The sequence below is a fragment of the Streptomyces krungchingensis genome, from assembly GCF_054729265.1.
Window position 1 is genome coordinate 7724965 of record NZ_JBPUKY010000001.1, and the last position, 20428, is coordinate 7745392.

The 20428-nt window shown below is 72.9% G+C and carries 16 protein-coding genes and 3 pseudogenes; 12 read left to right on the forward strand and 7 right to left on the reverse strand.

Going from position 1 to position 20428, the window contains the following annotated elements; translation table 11 throughout:
• Nucleotides 1-41: 41 nt before the first annotated feature.
• Nucleotides 42-440: an OB-fold nucleic acid binding domain-containing protein gene (locus ACSYGO_RS33835; RefSeq protein WP_078629174.1), complete on the forward strand. Its 399-nt coding sequence runs from the start codon at nucleotides 42-44 to the stop codon at nucleotides 438-440.
• A 3-nt stretch (nucleotides 441-443) separates the two neighbouring features.
• Nucleotides 444-1199, forward strand: a complete 756-nt coding sequence (locus ACSYGO_RS33840; RefSeq protein ID WP_426680959.1) for a DUF3159 domain-containing protein — start codon at nucleotides 444-446, stop codon at nucleotides 1197-1199.
• Nucleotides 1200-1638: 439 nt separating this feature from the next.
• Here the strand turns inward: ACSYGO_RS33840 and ACSYGO_RS33845 are convergent, their stop codons facing one another.
• Both ACSYGO_RS33845 and ACSYGO_RS33850 read right to left on the reverse strand, forming a co-directional pair.
• Nucleotides 1639-2316, reverse strand: a complete 678-nt coding sequence (locus ACSYGO_RS33845) for a potassium channel family protein (protein ID WP_095937147.1) — start codon at nucleotides 2314-2316, stop codon at nucleotides 1639-1641.
• Entirely contained in the window at nucleotides 2316-2987 is a 672-nt protein-coding gene (locus ACSYGO_RS33850; protein ID WP_028802244.1) for a potassium channel family protein, read from the reverse strand. Before ACSYGO_RS33850 ends, ACSYGO_RS33845 begins: the two co-directional genes overlap by 1 nt.
• Nucleotides 2988-3400: 413 nt before the next feature.
• Here ACSYGO_RS33850 and ACSYGO_RS33855 point away from each other — a divergent pair, with 413 nt between their 5' ends.
• From ACSYGO_RS33855 to ACSYGO_RS33875, 5 genes and pseudogenes are all read left to right on the forward strand, one after another.
• Complete coding sequence (locus ACSYGO_RS33855; protein ID WP_345656046.1) at nucleotides 3401-5452, forward strand: APC family permease; 2052 nt, start codon at nucleotides 3401-3403, stop codon at nucleotides 5450-5452.
• A gap of 151 nt (nucleotides 5453-5603) precedes the next feature.
• Nucleotides 5604-6932: a class I SAM-dependent RNA methyltransferase gene (locus ACSYGO_RS33860; RefSeq protein ID WP_460388791.1), complete on the forward strand. Its 1329-nt coding sequence runs from the start codon at nucleotides 5604-5606 to the stop codon at nucleotides 6930-6932.
• Between the two features lie 224 nt (nucleotides 6933-7156).
• Nucleotides 7157-8377 carry a PP2C family protein-serine/threonine phosphatase gene (locus tag ACSYGO_RS33865; RefSeq protein WP_460388793.1) on the forward strand — a complete coding sequence of 407 codons (1221 nt, stop codon included), beginning with the start codon at nucleotides 7157-7159 and terminating at the stop codon, nucleotides 8375-8377.
• 53 nt (nucleotides 8378-8430) lie between these two features.
• Nucleotides 8431-10029: pseudogene (locus tag ACSYGO_RS33870) on the forward strand (sensor histidine kinase); the annotation flags it as partial.
• 281 nt (nucleotides 10030-10310) lie between these two features.
• Nucleotides 10311-10760, forward strand: coding sequence for a response regulator (locus ACSYGO_RS33875; RefSeq protein ID WP_345656043.1), 450 nt, complete (start codon nucleotides 10311-10313; stop codon nucleotides 10758-10760).
• 39 nt (nucleotides 10761-10799) lie between these two features.
• On the opposite strand, the pseudogene ACSYGO_RS33880 reads toward ACSYGO_RS33875, so the two are convergent.
• Nucleotides 10800-11339, reverse strand: a pseudogene (locus tag ACSYGO_RS33880) (xanthine dehydrogenase family protein molybdopterin-binding subunit); the annotation flags it as partial.
• Nucleotides 11340-11351: 12 nt separating this feature from the next.
• On the opposite strand from ACSYGO_RS33880, the pseudogene ACSYGO_RS33885 reads away from it, so the two are divergent.
• A pseudogene (locus ACSYGO_RS33885) lies at nucleotides 11352-11546 on the forward strand (NAD-dependent formate dehydrogenase); the annotation flags it as partial.
• Here the strand turns inward: ACSYGO_RS33885 and ACSYGO_RS33890 are convergent.
• Nucleotides 11528-12094, reverse strand: coding sequence for a universal stress protein (locus ACSYGO_RS33890; protein WP_460388795.1), 567 nt, complete (start codon nucleotides 12092-12094; stop codon nucleotides 11528-11530). The pseudogene ACSYGO_RS33885 and the gene ACSYGO_RS33890 overlap by 19 nt on opposite strands.
• A gap of 322 nt (nucleotides 12095-12416) precedes the next feature.
• On the opposite strand from ACSYGO_RS33890, the gene ACSYGO_RS33895 reads away from it, so the two are divergent.
• Nucleotides 12417-12764, forward strand: coding sequence for an SAV_915 family protein (locus tag ACSYGO_RS33895; protein ID WP_460388797.1), 348 nt, complete (start codon nucleotides 12417-12419; stop codon nucleotides 12762-12764).
• Nucleotides 12765-12777: 13 nt separating this feature from the next.
• Nucleotides 12778-14112 carry a diaminopimelate decarboxylase gene (gene lysA / locus ACSYGO_RS33900; RefSeq protein ID WP_460388799.1) on the forward strand — a complete coding sequence of 445 codons (1335 nt, stop codon included), beginning with the start codon at nucleotides 12778-12780 and terminating at the stop codon, nucleotides 14110-14112.
• 183 nt (nucleotides 14113-14295) lie between these two features.
• Here lysA and ACSYGO_RS33905 read toward each other — a convergent pair whose 3' ends face one another.
• Together ACSYGO_RS33905 and ACSYGO_RS33910 are read right to left on the reverse strand one after the other, a co-directional pair.
• The gene (locus ACSYGO_RS33905) at nucleotides 14296-16554 is read right to left on the reverse strand and encodes an MMPL family transporter (protein ID WP_426680953.1); all 2259 of its coding nucleotides are present in this window, start codon (nucleotides 16552-16554) and stop codon (nucleotides 14296-14298) included.
• 269 nt (nucleotides 16555-16823) lie between these two features.
• Nucleotides 16824-17588, reverse strand: a complete 765-nt coding sequence (locus ACSYGO_RS33910; protein ID WP_460388801.1) for an LmeA family phospholipid-binding protein — start codon at nucleotides 17586-17588, stop codon at nucleotides 16824-16826.
• A gap of 86 nt (nucleotides 17589-17674) precedes the next feature.
• On the opposite strand from ACSYGO_RS33910, the gene ACSYGO_RS33915 reads away from it, so the two are divergent.
• Nucleotides 17675-18310 (forward strand): TetR family transcriptional regulator, encoded by a 636-nt coding sequence (locus tag ACSYGO_RS33915; protein WP_426680951.1) that lies wholly within the window; start codon nucleotides 17675-17677, stop codon nucleotides 18308-18310.
• A gap of 93 nt (nucleotides 18311-18403) precedes the next feature.
• On the opposite strand, the gene ACSYGO_RS33920 is transcribed toward ACSYGO_RS33915, so the two are convergent.
• Nucleotides 18404-19363 (reverse strand): hypothetical protein, encoded by a 960-nt coding sequence (locus ACSYGO_RS33920; RefSeq protein WP_432189880.1) that lies wholly within the window; start codon nucleotides 19361-19363, stop codon nucleotides 18404-18406.
• A gap of 458 nt (nucleotides 19364-19821) precedes the next feature.
• On the opposite strand from ACSYGO_RS33920, the gene ACSYGO_RS33925 reads away from it, so the two are divergent.
• Nucleotides 19822-20361 carry a DUF7144 family membrane protein gene (locus ACSYGO_RS33925; protein ID WP_460388803.1) on the forward strand — a complete coding sequence of 180 codons (540 nt, stop codon included), beginning with the start codon at nucleotides 19822-19824 and terminating at the stop codon, nucleotides 20359-20361.
• Nucleotides 20362-20428 lie beyond the last annotated feature (67 nt).

Here is a 20428-nt window from a genome sequence, read left to right on the forward strand (position 1 = left end):
GGGGGTACGTACGGGTCGGCGGCCCCCGGTACGCTTTCGGTATGAGTGCTGTTCCTCGTTCCGAAAAGCCGGCGGGCCGGTTCCGGCGGATGATAGACCGGCTCTCCTCGTCCCAGGAGGACCTGGAGTCCGAGGAGCTGCGGGAGGACACCGAGACCACCGGGTGCACCCGCATCGGTGACTGCCACGACCGCCAGATCGTCACGGTTACTGGTACGTTGCGCACGGTCACTCTGCGCCCGCGGGCCGGTGTCCCGGCCCTGGAGGCCGAGCTGTTCGACGGATCGGCCGCTCTGGACGTGGTCTGGCTCGGCCGGCGCTCCATCGTCGGGATCGAGCCGGGGCGCAAGTTGATCGCATCGGGCCGGATTTCGATGAGCCGGGGCCGTAGGGTGCTGTTCAACCCGAAGTACGAACTCAGACCGCTCGGACGGGAGTAGCCGGTGACGTCGCTCGACAAGCCGACCGAAGACGCCCAGCAGGACTCCAGGGCCGTGACCGAGGCCGCGCTCTTCGATGCGTTCGGCGGCGTGCGGGGCATGGTCGAGACGGTCGTGCCCGGCCTGCTCTTCGTCACCATCTTCACGATCAACAAGGACCTGCACTGGTCGGCGATCGCCGCCCTCGGCGTGTCCTTGCTGCTCGTGGTGGTCCGCCTCGTCATGCGGGACACCGTCAAGCACGCCTTCAGCGGAGTGTTCGGCGTCGCGTTCGGCGTGGTCTTCGCGATGATGACGGGCAACGCCAAGGACTTCTACCTGCCGGGCATGCTCTACACGCTCGGTCTGGCCATCGCCTACATCGTCACGACCCTCGCGGGCGTCCCGCTGATCGGCCTGATCCTGGGACCGGTGTTCAAGGAGAACCTCTCCTGGCGCACCCGCAACCCCGGCCGCAAGAAGGCGTACGCCAAGGCCAGTTGGGCCTGGGGCCTGATCCTCCTCGCCAAGTGCGCGGTGCTCTTCCCGCTCTACTGGTGGGCCGACACGACCCAGTTCGGCTGGGTCCTCATCGCCCTGAAGATCCCGCCGTTCCTCCTCGCCGTCTGGCTCACCTGGGTCTTCCTCGCCAAGGCGCCCGCGCCGATCGACGTCTTCGCCGAGATGGAGGCCGAGGAGAAGGCCGAGAAGGAGCGCAAGGCCGCCCTCGCGGCGGAGCGCGGCGACTCGGAACCCGCCCGCCACCGCCGGGGGGCGTAGCCCGCCCCGCCGAGGCGTGGCCCGATCCGGCCGCAGGACGGCACTCCCCGCGGCTGAGTGGGTCCCCGCCACGCCGGCGGGGCCCGAGACTCAAGGGCTCGGTCTCCCCGAGGGGACGGACGCCTGCTCAGGCGCCCGGTCCGCGGGACGGTACGGACAGCAAGGACGGCAGCTCAGGCGGCCGGTCCGCGGGACGGTACGGACAGCAAGGACGGCAGCTCAGGCGGCCGGATCACGCGCAGACGACGGTCCGCGGACTACGGCTGGCGACGGTCTGCGGACTACGGCTGGCGACGGTCCGTAGACGACGGCCGGCGACGGTCCGTGGCCGACAGCCGCGACGGTCCGTGGCCCACAGCCCACACACGACAGCCCGCATACGACGACGGGGCGCCCGGAGATCTCCGGGCGCCCCGTCGTCGTACACGCTCCGCGCCGTCTACTCGGTCGCGTCCTCGCGGCGCACCGACAGCAGGTCCTCCAGCTGCTCCTCGCGGGCCTGCGCGGCCACGAAGAGGAGTTCGTCGCCCGCCTCCAGGGAGTCCTCCTGGGAGGGGGTCAGGACGCGGGTGCCGCGGATGATGGTCACCAGCGAGGTGTCCTGCGGCCACTCGACGTCGCCCACCGTGGTGCCCGCGAGCGCGGACTCCGGCGGCAGGGTCAGCTCGACGAGGTTGGCGTCGCCGTGACTGAAGCGCAGCAGGCGCACCAGATCGCCGACGCTGACCGCCTCCTCGACGAGGGCCGACATCAGGCGCGGGGTGGAGACGGCGACGTCGACGCCCCAGGCCTCGTTGAAGAGCCACTCGTTCTTCGGGTTGTTCACGCGGGCCACGACCCGCGGAACCCCGTACTCGGTCTTCGCGAGCAGGGAGACGACCAGGTTGACCTTGTCGTCACCGGTGGCCGCGATGACCACGTTGCAGCGCTGGAGCGCGGCCTCGTCCAGGGAGGTGATCTCGCAGGCGTCGGCGAGCAGCCACTCCGCCTGCGGGACGCGCTCGACCGAGATGGCGGTCGGCGCCTTGTCGATCAGCAGGATCTCGTGGCCGTTCTCCAGGAGCTCGCCCGCGATCGAGCGGCCCACGGCGCCGGCACCGGCAATGGCGACCCTCATCAGTGACCGGCCTCCTCTTCAGGACCCTTGGCGAACGCCGCCTCGACCTTGTCCACCTCGTCGGAGCGCATCATGACGTGCACCAGGTCGCCTTCCTGCAGCACGGTCTGCGAGGAGGGCAGGATCGCCTCGCCCAGCCGGGTGAGGAAGGCCACGCGCACGCCCGTCTCGTCCTGGAGGCGGCTGATCTTGTGGCCGACCCAGCCGGAGGAGGTGTGCACCTCGGCGAGCTGCACCCCGCCGGTGGGGTCGCGCCACAGCGGCTCGGCGCCCGAGGGCAGCAGCCGGCGCAGCATCTGGTCGGCCGTCCAGCGGACGGTGGCGACGGTCGGGATGCCGAGGCGCTGGTAGACCTCGGCGCGGCGCGGGTCGTAGATGCGGGCGGCCACGTTCTCGATGCCGAACATCTCGCGGGCCACCCGGGCGGCGATGATGTTCGAGTTGTCACCGCTGGAGACCGCGGCGAACGCGCCGGCCTCCTCGATGCCCGCTTCGCGCAGGGTGTCCTGGTCGAAGCCGACTCCGGTGACACGACGGCCGCCGAACCCGGAGCCCAGTCGTCGGAAGGCGGTGGGGTCCTGGTCGATCACGGCGACCGTGTGCCCCTGTTGCTCCAGGGTCTGGGCAAGAGCGGAGCCCACTCTTCCGCAGCCCATGATGACGATGTGCACGACCGTCCTTCCGAATCTGATGGTTACGGCTCAGGGTGAACAGGGTCTCAGACCGCCGCCCAAGCTACACACGCGCGGTCCGTCCGGGGCACCCCTGTGCACGTTCGCCTGCGGGTTTCCGGGCGGCGGCCGAGGAGAGGGAGATCAGCGGCGTGTGATGCTGCGGACACTCACCAGGGTCAGGATTCCGAGGCCGACGAGGGCGGCGGCCGCTCCGATCAGCTCCGCGGTCACATGCATGGATCCTCCACGGCGGGGGCAAGGGCGGGGTTTTGTCATATAGACACGTGGATCTGTCCGGCCACGGAATCCGCAGCCGGACAGGACCCCGTTTTCACTCGGAGAGCAGATGCTGTGCCGAAGCGGGGCGGCGGGTGGGCGGCCCCGTGTTCGAACCCTTACGCTTCTCTGTTGTGTCCAAACTGACCGACGTGCCCAAACGGATTCTGATCGGGCGCGCACTGCGCAGTGATCGGCTCGGAGAAACGCTCCTGCCGAAGCGCATCGCCCTTCCCGTGTTCGCCTCCGACCCGCTCTCCTCCGTCGCGTACGCGCCCGGAGAAGTGCTGCTGGTCCTGTCCATCGCGGGTGTGTCGGCCTACCACTTCAGCCCCTGGATCGCCGTCGCGGTCGTCGTGCTGATGTTCACGGTGGTCGCCTCCTACCGGCAGAACGTGCACGCGTACCCGAGCGGCGGCGGCGACTACGAGGTCGCCAACACCAACCTCGGTCCCAAGGCGGGGCTGACCGTCGCCAGCGCCCTGCTCGTCGACTACGTCCTGACCGTCGCCGTCTCCATCGCCTCCGGCATCGAGAACCTCGGCTCCGCGATCCCCTTCGTCGTCGAGCACAAGGTGGCCTGCGCGGTCGCCGTCATCGTGCTCCTCACGCTGATGAACCTGCGTGGCGTCAAGGAGTCCGGCAAGCTCTTCGCGATCCCGACGTACGTCTTCGTGGCGGGCGTCTTCATCATGATCGCGTGGGGCGCCTTCCGCGGGCTCGTCCTCGACGACACCATGCGCGCGCCCACCGCCGACTATCACATCAAGGCCGAGCACCAGGGGCTCGCGGGCTTCGCCCTCGTCTTCCTGCTGCTGCGCGCCTTCTCCTCCGGCTGTGCCGCGCTCACCGGCGTCGAGGCGATCTCCAACGGCGTCCCGGCCTTCCGCAAGCCCAAGTCGAAGAACGCCGCGAACACCCTCGCGCTGATGGGCCTGCTCGCCGTCACCATGTTCTGCGGCATCATCGCGCTGGCCATGTCGACCAAGGTCCGGATGGCCGAGAACCCGGCCGACGACCTGATCCACAACGGCGCCCCGGTCGGCTCCGGCTACGTCCAGAACCCGGTGATCTCCCAGGTCGCCGAGGCCGTCTTCGGCAAGGGCAGCTTCCTGTTCATCGTGCTGGCCGCCGCCACCGCGCTGGTCCTGTTCCTCGCCGCCAACACCGCCTACAACGGCTTCCCGCTGCTCGGCTCGATCCTCGCCCAGGACCGTTACCTCCCGCGCCAGTTGCACACCCGAGGCGACCGTCTCGCCTTCTCCAACGGCATCGTGCTCCTCGCGGGCGCCGCGACCCTGCTGGTCGTCATCTACGGGGCGGACTCGACCCGCCTCATCCAGCTCTACATCGTCGGCGTCTTCGTCTCGTTCACCCTCAGCCAGACCGGCATGGTCCGCCACTGGAACCGTCACCTGGCCACCGAGAAGGACCAGGCCAAGCGGCGTCACATGGTCCGCTCCCGGGCGATCAACGCCTTCGGCGCCTTCTTCACCGGCCTGGTCCTGGTCGTCGTCCTGGTCACCAAGTTCACGCACGGCGCCTGGGTCGCCCTGCTCGGCATGGTGATCTTCTACGCGACGATGAGCGCGATCCGCCGGCACTACGACCGGGTCGCCGAGGAGATCGCCGCCCCCGAAGGCCCCTCCGACGACAGCGTCCGCCCCTCCCGCGTCCACTCCGTCGTCCTGATCTCCAAGATCCACCGCCCGACGCTGCGCGCCCTCGCCTACGCCAAACTGCTGCGCTCCGACACTCTCGAAGCGCTCAGCGTCAACGTCGACCCGGCCGAGACCAAGGCCCTGCGCGAGGAGTGGGAGCGGCGCGGCATCGACGTACCGCTGAAGGTCCTCGACTCGCCGTACCGCGAGATCACGCGGCCGATCATCGAGTACGTGAAGGGGCTGCGCAAGGAGTCCCCGCGCGACGCGGTGTCCGTGATCATCCCCGAGTACGTCGTCGGCCACTGGTACGAGCACCTGCTGCACAACCAGAGCGCCCTGCGCCTCAAGGGCCGCCTGCTGTTCACTCCGGGCGTCATGGTGACGTCCGTGCCGTACCAGCTGGTGTCCTCCGAGGCGGCCAAGCAGCGCGCCCGCAAGCGGCAGGACTGGAACGCGCCGGGTGCGGTCCGCCGCGGTCCCGCGGAGGAGCGGACCAAGGAGTCCTCCCAGACGAAGGGCTGAGGCCTGTCCGTCCTGCCCGGCGTCGCCCGTCGTGCAGGGCGGACGGGGCCTGGCACCGACGGCCTCGTGGTGAACGGCCGGACGACGTCCACGTAGACTGGTGGGCTGTTGTCCGGCCGTTCCCCCTTTTCGCAACTGGAGTCACCCCGCCATGCAGGCAGAACCGAAGAAGTCGCTGGTGGGGGCCGAGTACGAGGTCGAGATCGGCCCGGTCGCCCACGGCGGACACTGCATCGCCCGCACCAGCGAGGGCCAGGTCCTTTTCGTCCGGCACGCCCTGCCCGGCGAACGGGTCGTCGCCCGGGTCACGGAGGGCGAGGAGGGCGCGCGCTTCCTGCGCGCCGACGCCGTACAGGTCCTGGACGCGTCGAAGGACCGCGTCGAGGCGCCCTGCCCCTACGCCGGCCCCGGCCGCTGCGGCGGCTGCGACTGGCAGCACGCCAAGCCGGGCGCCCAGCGCCGTCTCAAGGGCGAGGTCATCGCCGAGCAGCTCCAGCGGCTCGCGGGCCTCACGCCCGAGGAGGCCGGCTGGGACGGCACGGTGATGCCGGCCGAAGGCGACAAGCTGCCCGCGGGCCAGGTGCCGGCCTGGCGTACACGTGTCCAGTACGCCGTGGACGCCGACGGCAATGCCGGGCTGCGCCGCCACCGCTCGCACGAGGTCGAGCCGATCGAGCACTGCATGATCGCGGCGCCGGGTGTCAGCGAACTCGGCATCGAGGAGCGTGACTGGTCCGGCATGGCCTCGGTCGACGTGATCGCCGCGACCGGATCCCAGGACCGCATGGTGATCCTGGAGCCCCGGCCCGGCGCCCGCCTGCCCCTCGTGGAACTCGACAAGCCCGTCTCCGTGATGCGCGTCGAGGAGAAGGACGGCGGCATCCACCGTGTCCACGGCCGCGCGTTCGTGCGCGAGCGCGCCGACGGCCGCACCTACCGTGTCGGCAGCGGCGGCTTCTGGCAGGTCCACCCGATGGCGGCCGACACCCTGGTCAAGGCCGTCATGCAGGGCCTGCTGCCGCGCAAGGGCGAGATGGCGCTCGACCTGTACTGCGGCGTCGGCCTCTTCGCGGGCGCCCTCGCGGACCGTCTCGGCGACACGGGCGCGGTCCTCGGCATCGAGTCGGGCAAGCGCGCGGTCGAGGACGCCCGGCACAACGTCGCCGCCTTCGACCGGGTCCGCATCGAACAGGGCAAGGTCGAGGCGGTCCTCCCGCGCACCGGTATCACCGAGGTCGACCTGATCGTCCTCGACCCGCCCCGCGCCGGCGCCGGCAAGAAGACGGTCGAGCACCTGTCGTCCCTGGGCGCCCGCCGCATCGCCTACGTCGCCTGCGACCCGGCGGCCCTCGCCCGCGACCTGGCGTACTTCCGCGACGGCGGCTACAAGGTGCGGACGCTGCGGGCGTTCGATCTGTTCCCGATGACGCATCACGTGGAGTGCGTGGCGATTCTGGAGCCGGTGGACAAGGGGCGCTGAGCCGCGCCGAGTCCGGTCGGCGCGGGTGTGGGCCGACGGGGCGTCGGCCCGGTCCTGTGGAGTCGCGGGGCCCGCTCGCCCCGGGCGGCGCGGAGCCGGACACCTGGGCCGTCGTCCGCGCCCGTCGCGTACCGCCCCGCCCCCCTGCGCCCCTCGCGCGCGTGAGTATGCTCGCGGAGTTGTCCGTCCTGGTGTGGACGGAAGGTGGTGGGTGGGGGGCTTTCATGAAGATGTCGCAGCCCGGGGCTGCCGACGTGGTGTCGCCCGCGCTCGATCGTGCCGCGGCATGGGGGGACAAGGAGCCGTCGGTCCTGCTGGTAGAGGACGACCCCGGCGACGCCCTGCTCGTCGAGGAACTGGTGGCCGACAGCGCGCTCAAGATGCGTCTGCGGTGGGTGCGTTCGATGGCCGAGGCATGCGACGTGCTCGCGGCCGAACTGCCGGACTGCGTCCTGCTGGACCTGCATCTCCCGGACGCCCAGGGCCTGGAGGCCGTGTCCCGGGTGCGCGAGCATGCGGAACAGGTCGCCGTCGTGGTGCTGACCGGCCTCGCCGAGGAAGGCACCGGACTGGCCGCGGTGGCGGCGGGCGCCCAGGACTACCTGGTCAAGGGCCGTGTCGAGCCGGAGCTGTTCGGGCGGGCCGTCCGCTACGCGATCCAGCGCAAGCACGGCGAGCAGGACGCGGTGGCGTTGCAGGCCAGCCAGATGCAGGCGCAGGAGAACGCCCGTCTGGAGCGGGGACTGCTGCCGCGGCCGCTGCTGCGCGGCGACGGCGTCGAAGTCGTCACCCGCTACCGCCCCGGCCGCGCGCACGCGCTGCTCGGCGGCGACTTCTACGACATCGTGCAGGGCGCCGACGGCACCGTGCACGCGATGATCGGAGACGTCTCCGGCCACGGACCCGACGAGGCGGCCCTGGGGGTGGCCCTGCGCATCGCGTGGCGCACCCTGGTGCTCAGCGGCGTCACCGGCGCCGACCAGGTGGCCCGGCTGGAGGAGATCCTGATGGCCGAGCGGGCCAAGGCGGGCGTCTTCGCCACCTTGGTCATCCTCACCGCCACACCCGGCGAGCGCCGGGTCCGGATGGTACGGGCGGGACACCCGGGCGCGCTCCTGTGCGGGAGCGGCGCCGTCGAGTGGGTGGAGGTCCTGGGCGGGCCGGCGCTGGGCATCGTGCCCGGCGGGGCGCGCTGGCGGGTGGCGGAACTCTCGGTCCCCGAGGGCGCCGCGGTCGTCCTGTTCACCGACGGCCTGTTCGAGGGGCGCGTCGGCCGGGGCACGGAACGGCTGGGGGAGGAGGGGCTGCTGGCCGTCGCGCGCGAGCTGGTCCCCCTGGCACCGGCCGCGTTCGTCGACGGGCTCATCGAACGGGCCGAGGGCCTGGCCGAGGGGCAGGGCGGCCTGGACGACGACGTCGCCGTGCTCTGGCTGCGCTGGGACTGAGGCCGGTGAAGAGCGTGAGAGGAAGCAGTGAGTCCGAGGACGGGATACGCAGGATGACCGCCGAGCCGTGGGTCGGACGCCGGCTGACCGTGCAGGGCTGGTTCCGGCTGGTGCTGGCGCTGATGGCGTTGCTCGTGGTCGTGGGGACGGCGGTGGGCGCCGCGATGCTTCAGCGGACGGCCTCGGTCACCGACGAGATGCTCCAGCACGTCGAGCCGGCCCGGACCGAGGCGTACCGGCTCCAGTCCGCCCTGTTCAACCAGGAGACGGGCGTGCGCGGTTACGCCATCGCGGCCGACCGGCAGTTCCTGGTCCCGTACACCCAGGGCCAGAAGGACGAGCGGCGCGCGGCAGCCCGGATCCGCGACCTCATCGGTGACCGTTCCGACCTCCTCGGGAACCTGGACGCGGTCGAGCGGCGGGCGGCGGACTGGCGGCGCACCTACGCCGACCCCCTGGTGGCCGGTGTGACGCCGGGCGAACCACGCACGATCGACCGGGCGACCGCGGAGCGCGGCAAGAAGGACTTCGACCGCATCCGTTCGGTGCTGGCCGCGCAGAACACCTCTCTCAAGAAGGCGGTCCAGGACGGCCAGGACCGGCTGGACCACGCCCGGAAGGTGCGCGACGCCGTGCTGATCGGCATGGTCGTGGCGTTCCTGCTGACCGGCGTGGCGCTGACGTTCCTCGTACGCCTGCTCGTGGCGCGTCCGCTGGAGGACCTGCGCACCGCCACCCGCCGGGTGGCGCGGGGCGAGTTCGGGCATGTCATCACCGGCGGCGGGCCGGTGGACGTCACCGCGGTCGCGCGGGACGTGGAGGACATGCGGCAGCGGATCGTCTTCGCGCTCGACGCCTCCCGCGAGCAGCAGGACGTCCTGGCCCGGCAGGCCGCGGACCTGGACGCCCAGGCCGTGGAGCTGCGCCGCTCCAACGCCGAGCTGGAGCAGTTCGCCTACGTGGCCTCGCACGATCTCCAGGAGCCGCTGCGCAAGGTGGCCTCCTTCTGCCAGCTGCTGGAGAAGCGGTACGGCGACCAACTGGACGACCGCGCCCGGCAGTACATCGACTTCGCGGTCGACGGCGCCAAGCGGATGCAGGTCCTCATCAACGACCTGCTCACCTTCTCCCGCGTGGGCCGCGTCAACGACGCGCGCCTGCCCGCCGATCTGGACCAGCTGCTCTCCAAGGCCCTGACCAACCTGGACAGCGTCGTCGCCGACACCGGCGCGGTCGTCGACCGGCCGGACGAACTACCCCGGATCATCGGGGATCCGACGCTGCTGGCCATGCTCTGGCAGAACCTCGTCGGCAACGCCGTCAAGTTCCGTCACCCCGACCGCACGCCGCACGTCCGCATCACCTGCGAGCGCGATCCGGAGGATGCCGACGCCTGGCGGCTGTCCGTGAGCGACAACGGCATCGGCATATCCGAGGAGTTCGCGGAGAAGGTCTTCGTCATCTTCCAGCGGCTGCACAGCCGTGACGCCTACGGGGGCACCGGCATAGGCCTGGCGCTCTGCAAGAAGATCGTCGAGTACCACGGCGGCCGCATCTGGTTGGACACCACGTACACCGAGGGCGCCCGCTTCTGCTTCACCTTCCCGTCCGTCGCCGGCACGGCGGAGGGCGACCGGGCCGACGCTGCGGACGGCGCCGGCACCGGCGGGGCGGACGGCATGCGCGCCGACGCGGGCGAGGGCACGCGCACCTACACCGACGAGGGCACGCGTACCGAGACGACCGAGACGACGGACGGCACGCGCTCCGACACGGGCGACGCCATGCGCACCGGCCACGGCGCGGGCACGCCCGCCGAGACAGGCGACGGCACGCGTACCAGGACGACCGAGACGACGGACGGCACGCCCTCCGCCGCGGACGACCGTACCGACACCGGCGGCAACGCCGGCACCGAGGAGAAGAGCCTGACATGACCACCCCCGCAGCCACTCCCATCGACGTCCTTCTCGTCGAGGACGACCCGGGCGACGAACTGATGACCCGGGAGGCGTTCGAGGACAACAAGATCGGCAACACCCTGCACGTGGTGCGGGACGGCGAGGAGGCGCTCGACTTCCTCTACCGGCGTGGGGCGCACACCGACGTGCCGCAGCCCGATCTGATCCTGCTCGACCTCAACCTGCCCAAGTACGACGGCCGGCAGGTCCTGGAGAAGATCAAGTCCGATCCGGCGCTGTCGCACATCCCGGTCGTGGTGCTCACCACCTCCGCGGCCGAGGAGGACATCCTGCGCAGCTACAAGCTCCACGCCAACGCCTACGTCACCAAGCCGGTCGACCTGGACCAGTTCATCGCCGCCGTCCGCCAGATCGACGACTTCTTCGTCCAGGTGGTGCGCCTGCCCCGCCAGTCCGGCTGATCCGCGGCGCGGACCCGATGCCCGCGCCGGCCGCCGGACTCATCCGGTTACCCGTCCGGGCGGGCCGTCCGTCACCCCGGCGTTCCGCAACGCCCGCCACACCCGGTCGCGGGTGAGCGGCAGTTCGGTGAACCGGATGCCCGTGGCGTCGCGGAGGGCATTGGCGAAGGCCGGCGCGACCGGGTTGAAGGGGCTCTCGCTCATCGACTTGGCGCCCAGCGGGCCGATGGCGTCGGACGTCTCCATGAAGTGGACCTCGGTGCGCGGGACGTCGGCGTACTGGGGGAGCCGGTAGCGGCGGAACGCGGCCGTGTCGACCGCGCCCGTCGCGTCGAGACGCACATGCTCGAAGAGCGTGGCGCCGAGCGCCTGGGCCACGCCGCCCTCGACCTGGCCGCGGCACTGCATCGGGTTCATCACCTTGCCCGCGTCGGCGGCGTGCACGCTGCGCAGGATGCGGATCTCGCCGGTGCCGGGGTCGACGGCCACCCGGAACCACTGGGCGTTGAAGGCGACGGAGCGCGGGGTGCCCCCGAAGTGCCCGTCGGCGCCGAGCTCCACGCCGACCGCGCGGGCCGCGTCGTGGACCGGCGCACGATGCCGCACCACGGCATGACCCCGCACATCTCCGGCTCCTCGCTCTCGGCCCAGGCCCGGTACGCGGCGGGCACCCGGGAGATCCTCGAATCCTGGTTCGCCGGGCGGCCGGTCCGGGACGAGTACCTGATCGTGGACGGGGGAGCCCTGGCCGGCGCCGGAGCGCACTCCTACTCGGTCGGCGGCTGAGCCGTCCCGGACTCCACGCCCAGCTCCCGGGTGTCCAGGCGCAGCCGCCACAGATTGCGGCGGTGGACGGCCGCGAACTCGGCCTCCAGCGGGGACGGCGGCACCGCCAGCACCGCGCAGTCGGCATGGGCGAGGCAGTAGCGGCCGACCGAGGAGCACAAGGCACGGTGCAGCAGGCCGCGCCGTCCCGCGCCGACCACGAGGAGATCGTCCTCGTGGTCGGCGATCTCGACCAGCGCCGGCCCGGGGGCGCCGCGGGCGACGAGCGCGCGCAGGGCGACGTCCGGCGAGCCGCCGAACACCTCGTCGAGGGCGGTGACCAGCCGCTCCCGGGCCAGCCGCTGCCAGTCCTGGACGCTCGGGGAGGCGGCCGGCACCCGGCGGGCCCCCAGGTCCCCGCCGGGCGGTTCCCAGGCCAGAACCGGCCACAGTTCGGCGCCCCGCCGCCGCGCCTCGCCGGCGGCCCGGCACAGCGCGGTGAGACTGCCCAGCGAGCCGCTCACCCCGACCACGACACGGGCGGCAGGGGGCGCGTCGGACTCGGACATCACTCCACCGTTCCTCACCCGCCCGCACGGTCACGCGCGGGCGGTTCTCGTCGGATCCCCCCATCACACTCCTGCTCGCACGCCCCCGAACAGCCCGGACGGCACTTCTTGGCACGCCTCTGACGGCGCGGGACGGGCCGCGCGCGGGGGGCCGTCAGCGTCCCGTCAGCGTTGGCCGGATCGCCGTCAGCGTCCCGTCAGGGAACACCCCGGAGCCGGGGAAGGCGGGCATAACGTCATCGGTGAGCCCGGCCCGCGTCCTCGCGGCCGGGGCGCTCAGGCTCCTCATCAGAACCACCCCGGATCCTCCAGGAGGCATCCCATGCCACAACCTCTGAGCGGCGAAGACCCCGAACCCTGCGATCGGTTCCCGGCCGGCCCCCTGTTCGTCCCGGTCCGGCCGGGCCCCTCCGGATGCGCCGCCCGGCTGTTCCGCACTCCGCTGGGCGACCGTACGGCCGTCGGTTTCACCTCCGTGCGCAGGCTCATCGCCACGCTCGGTCCCGACCAGGAGTGGATCAGGCTCGCCGAACCCGCGCTGCGCGCACTGACCGCCCCGCTCGGCGTCACCACCGTCACGGTGGACCCGCAGTTCTGCGCCCCGGCTCCCGCCCCGCTCCGTCCACCCCTTCCCGAACCGGCCACGGCCGCCGCCGTACGGATCGGCTGAGGAGGCCACCACGATGACCACCGTGCACGAACCCGCCCTGCACACCACCGCCGGCGAGTTGTCGGTGTGGCCCGCCTCCACCACTGAGCCCCGTGCGGGCGATGTGGCGGTGGGCGGTGTACCGCTCGCGGAGATCGCCGACCGTTTCGGCACGCCTGTCTACGTGCTGGACGAGGGCGAGGTGCGCGAGCGCTGCCGCACCTACCGGCATGCCTTCCCCGAGGCCGAAGTCCTGTACGCGGCCAAGGCGTTCCTGTGCCGGGCCATGGTCCACTGGGTGGAGGAGGAGGGGCTCGGCCTCGACGTCTGCTCGGCCGGCGAGCTGGAACTCGCCGTGACCACGGGCTTTCCCGCCGAGCGCATCCTGCTGCACGGCAACGCCAAGTCGCCGCGCGATCTGGAGCTGGCCCTGCGCCTGGGCGTGGGCCGTATCGTGATCGACAGTCCGTCGGAGATCGCCCGGCTCGCCGCGGCCGTCGGTCCGGGCCGTCGCCAGAAGGTGATGGTCCGTGTGGTGCCGGGTATCAGTGCCGGCGGCCACGACAAGATCCGTACCGGCACCGAGGACCAGAAGTTCGGCATGTCCCTGCGCGACGGCTACGCCCAGCACGCCATCGCCCGCGTACTCGACCAGCCCCGGCTCGAACTGACGGGTCTGCACTGCCACTTGGGCTCGCAGATCACCACCGTCAAGCCGTATCTCGCGGCCGTGCGCCGGCTGGTGGGGCTGATGGCCCGGCTGCACGGGCAGCACGGACTCGTGCTGCCCGAATTCGACCTGGGCGGCGGGCACGGCATCGCCTACCGCCCCGGTGAGCCGGCCCTCGACCTCACCGCGCTGGCCCGCAAGGTGCGCGCCGAGCTCGTCGAGGCGTGCGCGGCGGCCTCACTGCCCGTGCCCCGCCTGATCATCGAACCGGGCCGGGCCGTGGTGGGGCCGGCCGGGGTCGCCGTCTACCACGTGCTGTCGGTCAAGCACACCGGCGGGCACACCTTCGTGGCCGTGGACGGCGGCATGAGCGACAACCCGCGGCCCGCGCTGTACGGGGTGCCGTACGCGCCGCGCCTGATCGGCCGGCACAGCGTCGCGGCGCCCGCCCCGGCGACCGTGGTCGGACGGCACTGCGAGGCCGGCGACGTCCTCGCCGCCGACGTCGAACTGCCCGCCGACGTACGCCCCGGCGACCTGCTCGCGGTCCCCGTCGCGGGCGCCTACCACCTGTCCATGGCCTCCGGGTACAACATGGTCGGCCGTCCCCCCGTCGCCGCCGTCCACGCGGGCCACGCCCGGCTCCTCGTACGCCGCGAGTCCCTGGACGACATCCGCAGCCGCGACGTCGGCCTCTAAGGGCTGGCCCGTGCTCCCCGGCGGGCGCACGACGACAGCTACGGCACCTCGCCGCGTCGGAGGGTCGCCCGAATACGCCCAGTACGAGGACGATCCTCCGCCTTGCGATGCACCGCATCCGACGCCGCGCGCTGATCCACCGGGGATTACGGGAAAGCCCTCAGGGACCGCTGCCGACGCCTCCTAGCCGCCCCGCACACCCGGCGGCAGGGTGCGTTCGTCCGGGGCGCCGGCCGGGACCTCCTCCCGGGCCGTGCCGGCGTCGGGCGTCCCCGTGCCCGCCGCGCGCGGGTGCTCGCCCTCGATGTCCACCTCCGGCAGCAGCCGCGCCAGCCACGTCGGCAGCCACCAGGCGGCCCGGCCGACGAGGGCGAGCACGGCGGGTACGAGGGTCATACGGACGACGAACGCGTCGACGAGGACACCGAAGGCCAGCGCGAACGCGATGGGCTTCAGCATGCTGCTGCTCCCCGGCACGAAGCTCGCGAAGACCGCGAACATGATCAGGGCGGCGCCGGTGACCACCCGCGAGGCGTGCCGTGAGCCGGCCAGGATCGCGTCCCGGGGCCCGGCCCCGTGCACGTACGCCTCACGCATCCGGCTGACCATGAACACCTCGTAGTCCATGGCGAGTCCGAACAGCACCGCCATCACCAGGATCGGCAGGATGCTCACCACCGGCCCGGTCCGCGTCACGCCCAGCAGGTCGGCGAGCACGCCCCACTGGAAGACGGCGACGACCGCTCCGAACGTCGCGGCCACCGAGAGCAGGAAGCCGAGGCCCGCCTTGAGCGGGACGACCAGGGAGCGGAAGAGCAGCAGCAACAGCAGCAGCGACAGGCCCACGACGACCAGGGCGAAGGGCACCAGGGAGTCGGCGAGCCGGTCGGAGACGTCGATGCCGACCGCGGTGCTCCCGGTCACCCGTACCCGGGTGCCCGACGCACGCTGCCAGTCGGCCGACCGGTCCCTGATGTGCTCGACGAGTTCCCTGGTCCGTTCGTCGGCGGGCCCGGTCCGCGGCACCACCTGGACGACCGCCGCGTCACCGTGGTCGACGAACTGGGGCGCGCCGACGGTGGCGACGCCTTCCATGGCCTCGAGGTCCTCGGTGAGCGCGGCCGTGGCCTGCCGGGGGTCCGCGGCGCGCGAGGTGTCGGCGAGGATCAGCAGCGGCCCGTTGAACCCGGGGCCGAACTCCTTCGAGACGATGTCGTACGTCCTGCGCTCGGTGCTGCCCGCCGGCGCCGATCCGTTGTCGGGCAGGGCGAGGCGCAGATCCCGTGCCGGGACGGCCACGGCCAGCAGTGCGACGAGCACGGCGGCCAGGGTGAGCAGCGGGCGGCGGATCGCCAGCCGGCCCCACCGTTCGCCGAGGTTCGGCCGCCGCCCGCCGTCGTGGGCGGCGCGCTCACGGCGGGCGGTCCGCGAACCGGGCCGGGGACGCAACCGGTCACCGGCGAAGCCCATCAGGGCGGGCAGCAGCGTGAGCGCGACGGCCACCGCGATCAGCACCGCGGCCGCACCGCCCAGGCCCATCACGGTCAGGAACGGGATGCGGACCACGGTCAGCCCGCACAGCGCGATGACCACGGTGAGCCCGGCGAAGACGACCGCGCCGCCCGCCGTCGCGGTCGCGGTGGCCGCGGACTCCTCGGCGTCCATGCCGGACGCCAGTTGGGAGCGGTGGCGGGACACGATGAACAGCGCGTAGTCGATGCCGACGGCGAGACCGAGCATCGACGCGAGCGAGGGCGCCGTGCCGGAGATCGTCAGGACGCCGGTCAGTGCCTGGAGGCCGAGCAGGGTGACGGCGACGCCGGTCACCGCCGTCAGCAGCGGCATGCCGGCGGCGAACAGCGAGCCGAAGGTCACCGTCAGCACGACGAGCGCGAACAGCAGACCCATCGCCTCCTTGGAGTGACCGGTGCTCTTGTCACTGCCGTACGCGGACCCGCCGACGTCCACGGTGAGTCCGGCGTCCTCGGCCGGCCGGACCGTCCGCTCCAGGGCGGTGAGGCTGTCCGCGGCCAGTCCGGCCTTCGTCACGTCGTAGCGCACCTGCCCGAGGGCGGTCGTGCGGTCGCGGGAGACGAGCCCCGCGGTCATCGGGTCGGTGACGTGGGTGACCTGCGGCGCCTTCCCGGCCCGTGCCATGGTCGCGCTGACGGCCCGTGCGTACGGGGGTTCGGTGATCTCGTGGCCCTCAGGGGCCAGGAAGACGATCTGGGCGCTGGTGCCGGCCGCCGAGGGCAGTTCGGTCCTGAGGGCGTCCATCGCGGTCTGCGACTCGGAGCCCGGGATGGTGAACTCGTCGTTCGTGGTACCGCCGAAGCCGGCCACGCAGGCGACGGCCGCGGCGAGCACGACGAGCCAGCCGGCCAGCACGGCACGGCGATGCCGGAAGGCGCCGCGGCCGAGCCGGTGAAGCAGGGAAGCCATGGGAGAACCACTCCTTGAAGGGGGACTTGCGGGGGCGAGCGGCACGTTCGGGGAGGGGTTTCTCGGGCGCCGGCCGGGGCCGGTGCGGTGGGTGCGACGGGGGCCGGTGCGGTCCCGCCGTCGGTTGTCGGTGCCGACGGGGCGGACATCGGGGGCGGTGGGGATCGACGTGCTCCCGCGCGACCCGGGCCGGCGCCGATCGGGACGGATGCGGGGACGGCGGGGAGCGGTGGTGCGGTCCCGTGTGTCCCGGGCCGGCGCCGACGGGGTCAGACGTCGAGGGTGGCGCGGCCGCCGCGCAGGCTGAGACGCACCCCGTCGTCGGTGACGGCGAGCTTCTGCGGCTTCATGTCCATGGGGAGGCCGGTCAGTTCGACGGTGCGCCGTACCGTGCCGGTGATCTTCGCGGACAGCGCGTCGGGGAGGGGAGCGCCGTCGAACGTCGGCCTGGCGGGCGTGACGCGGACGGTCGTGCCGTCCAGCGACGGGGTGACGGGGACGGTGAGCGCGCCCGTGCGGCCGAGGTGGACGAGGAGCCGTCCGGTTCCCGGGTCGGGGACGACCACCCCGTTCATCCGTCTCAGCTCGTCGCCGCCGAGCCGGTCGGCGCCGACCGTGACGTCCGCTGTGCTCGACCCGACGGTGACCGTCCCCGCGGCCCGCCGTACGTCCCGCAGATGGACGTCGACGCCGAGCCCGGTCATCCGCCGGGCGCTCACCCCGTCGGCCGTGAGCTCGACGTCCGGGAACGCGCCCCGGGACAGCTGCATCAGCACGGGAGTGCCGCCCAGGCCGACGTCCGGGACCGTGCCCAGCCGTTCGGCCGCCGCGGTCGCGAAACGGTCGCCGACCCGGTGCCGGACCACCGCCTCCGCCGTCACCGCGGCACCGCCGAGGGCGAGGGCCGTGAGCGCGGCGACCGCGGTGCGGCGTCTCGTGACGGGGCGTCCTGCGGCGGGGTGTTCCGGGCCGCGACGCCCCGGGGGCCGGCGTGTCAGGGCGCGCAGAGGCAGCCGCCCACCAGAAAGTGTCATGACTGACACGATACACAAAGTGTCATGACTGACACTTTGCTGGGCGGGCGCCCGGCGCCCCACCCGTGGCGTGACAGGATGACCAGGTGAACGACTGGGGCGAGCGCGAACCGGGGCTGCGGGACCGGAAGAAGGCCGCGACGCGGCGGACCCTGCTCCAGGCGGCGGCCCGCATGTTCGCCGAACGCGGCTACCAGGAGACGACCGTCAAGGACATCGCCGCGGCGGCCGGGGTCACCGAGCGCACCTTCTTCCGCTACTTCCCCTCCAAGGAGGACCTGGTCTTCGCCGAGGTCCTCGACCTCGTACCGCTGCTGCGACGGGAGATCCCACGGCGCCCGGCCGGCGAGCCCCCGCTCACCGCCGTCCTCAACGGCCTCGTCGAGGCGGCCGGTGCGCTCGACCAGGGCCTGGCCATCCTGTTCGTCGGCACACCGCCGCGCGCCCTGCCCACCGGCGCCCGGCGCACCCACGTCCTCACCGACTTCGAGGACGGCATCGCCGACGCGCTCGTCGTGCGCCTGGCCGAGCAGCACCCCGACGAGCCGGACGACCGGCGCGCGCGACGGGCCGCGGTACTGGCCCGGGTGTCGGTCGCCGTCATCCGCAGTGCCCTGCTCGCGCACGTGTCGGAGGACGCCGCGGGTCCCGAACGGCGTTCCGTCGACGACTTCGGCACCCTGCTGCGGGAGGCGTTCGACGCCGTACGGGAGGCCGTGTGACCCGGGCGCCGGACCCCGGCCGGCCCGTGCGCCCGCCGTCGCCGTACCGCCGCGCCGCGGGGATGCCGGTCGGCGCGGCGGCCGGACCCGCCGTCACGCCCGTCCGGTGCGCCTGCGGTGGCGCACCCACAGCCACACACCGCCGGCCAGGAACGACGCGACCGCCAGGGCGATCGCCAGCACCGGCCATCTGCTCCCGGCGATGCGCAGGTCCGCCACGACGGCCAGGGTGACCAGGCCGAGCGGCACGAGCAGTGAGACGCACGCGCGCAGTCCCGCGGACAGCACCTCGGGCTCGATCCGGGCGATCCGGCGGCGCGGGGCGGGTGCGCTGACCGCGCCGTACCGGGCGAGCGCCCGTTCCATCAGGCGGTTGTCGGAACGCCGGTAGACGTACGCCAGGTAGGGGAGCCAGACGAGCGGCGCCACCAGGCCCACCAGGAAGACCGCGACGACCAGCGTCCAACGGCCCGTCCGGACGACGATCCTGCGCACCCGCCGCAGGCCCGCGGTGTCGTCGTCGGTCGTGACCAGACCCAGCAGATACGCCATCCGCACGGTGAGCCGCCACATGGCCGGCCAGCGCTTCAGGCGGGGGAGGGGTTCGGCGCGGGCGATCGCCGCGAGCGCCTCCTGCGCCCGCGGGGTGTCCTCGTAGACCCCCTGCAGGGCGAGGAGTTCGGCCACGCGGGCGCCCGTAGTGGGGTCGTGACCGTCGAGCGCGGCCAGTTCCAGAACCGTGCGCCCCTGTCGCAGCAGCGCCGCGCAGAACGCGAAGGGCACCAGCACGAGGAACGGGCCGCCCACCATCGCCCCCTCCGCGACGACCGCGCGATGGCCCCGGGTGATCACCTGGGCCCGCAGTTCCGGGGTGCTCGCCCCAGGGTGGTCGTGGCGCAACCGGGCCACGGAGTCGGCCGCCGCATGCCCGTGCCGCGCGACCGCGAAGGCCGCCAGGATCTCCGGCAGCCGGCCCGGGTCGCCCAGCGCCGATGCCAGCAGCGACCGTTCGGGCGAGGGCCCGGCGGGCCGGCGGGGCGCGGTGCGGCTCATGGGGCACCACACCGCCACGGGCCCGGCCCGGGCCGGCGTGAGCGGACCGGCGCGTGCGGCGTGCGGCGCGTCGGTTCCGGGGCGGAGCGTCGTCGGCCCGGTGCCCGCCGCGGTACGGCGCCCGGGTGCGCGCGCCCGGTCCGCGTGCCCCGGGTGCCACGGGGCGCACGGCTGTCGCGGAAGGGGAGGGCCGGATGCGCCATAGGTCGTATCTAGCACGAAACGCCCGCCTCGGGGTTCCGTACGACCTGCGGTACGGGCCCGGCGACGCCGTCCGCCGCGCGGGCCGGGCCGCCACCGTGCGACCGCCCCGCCGGCGCCGGCGCGACCGTCACCCGAACGGCCGAACCCGTGTGGCGGCGCGACGGGCCGGGACCGAGGCTCGAACTCGACTCGGTGCTCGCCGCACGGGCGGGCCCGGCCGGCACCGCACGCCGACACCACACAAGGGGTCGCACATGAGCCAGGACGCCTCGCAGCCGTCGGACACCCCGCACGCCACCGGCGCCGCAGCCCCCGCCACCGGTTCCGCCGGGGGCGGCGACGCGCCCCTCTGGGGAGACCAGGGACAGTCGGCCCCGGGCGCGCGAGGAACGGGGTCCTCGCACCGGACCCGCGACGCCTGGGCTGCCGGCGGCACCCTCTTCGCGGGTGTCCTCCTGTGCGTGAACGGCGTCCTCCACGTCCTCCAGGGCATCTCCGCCATCGTCGAGGACACCGTGTACACGCGCGTGAACGGTTACGTGTACCGGATCAACCTCACCGGCTGGGGCTGGATCCTGGTGGTCCTCGGCGCCGTCGCGATCGTCGTCGGCTGGGGCATCCTCAAGGACGCCGACTGGGCACGCCTCACCGGCATCCTGCTCGCCTCGCTGAGCATCATCTTCCAGTTCATGTTCCTGCCGTACGCGCCGGTGTGGTCCCTCGTCGTGATCGCCATCGACTGCTTCGTGATCTGGGCCCTCGCCGTCCACAAGCCCGGCCCCAGGACGGGCTGACCGGCGGCCCGCGGCGGGCCGGACGGACGGCTTCGTGCCCGACCGGCCCCCGACCCCACGCAAGGAG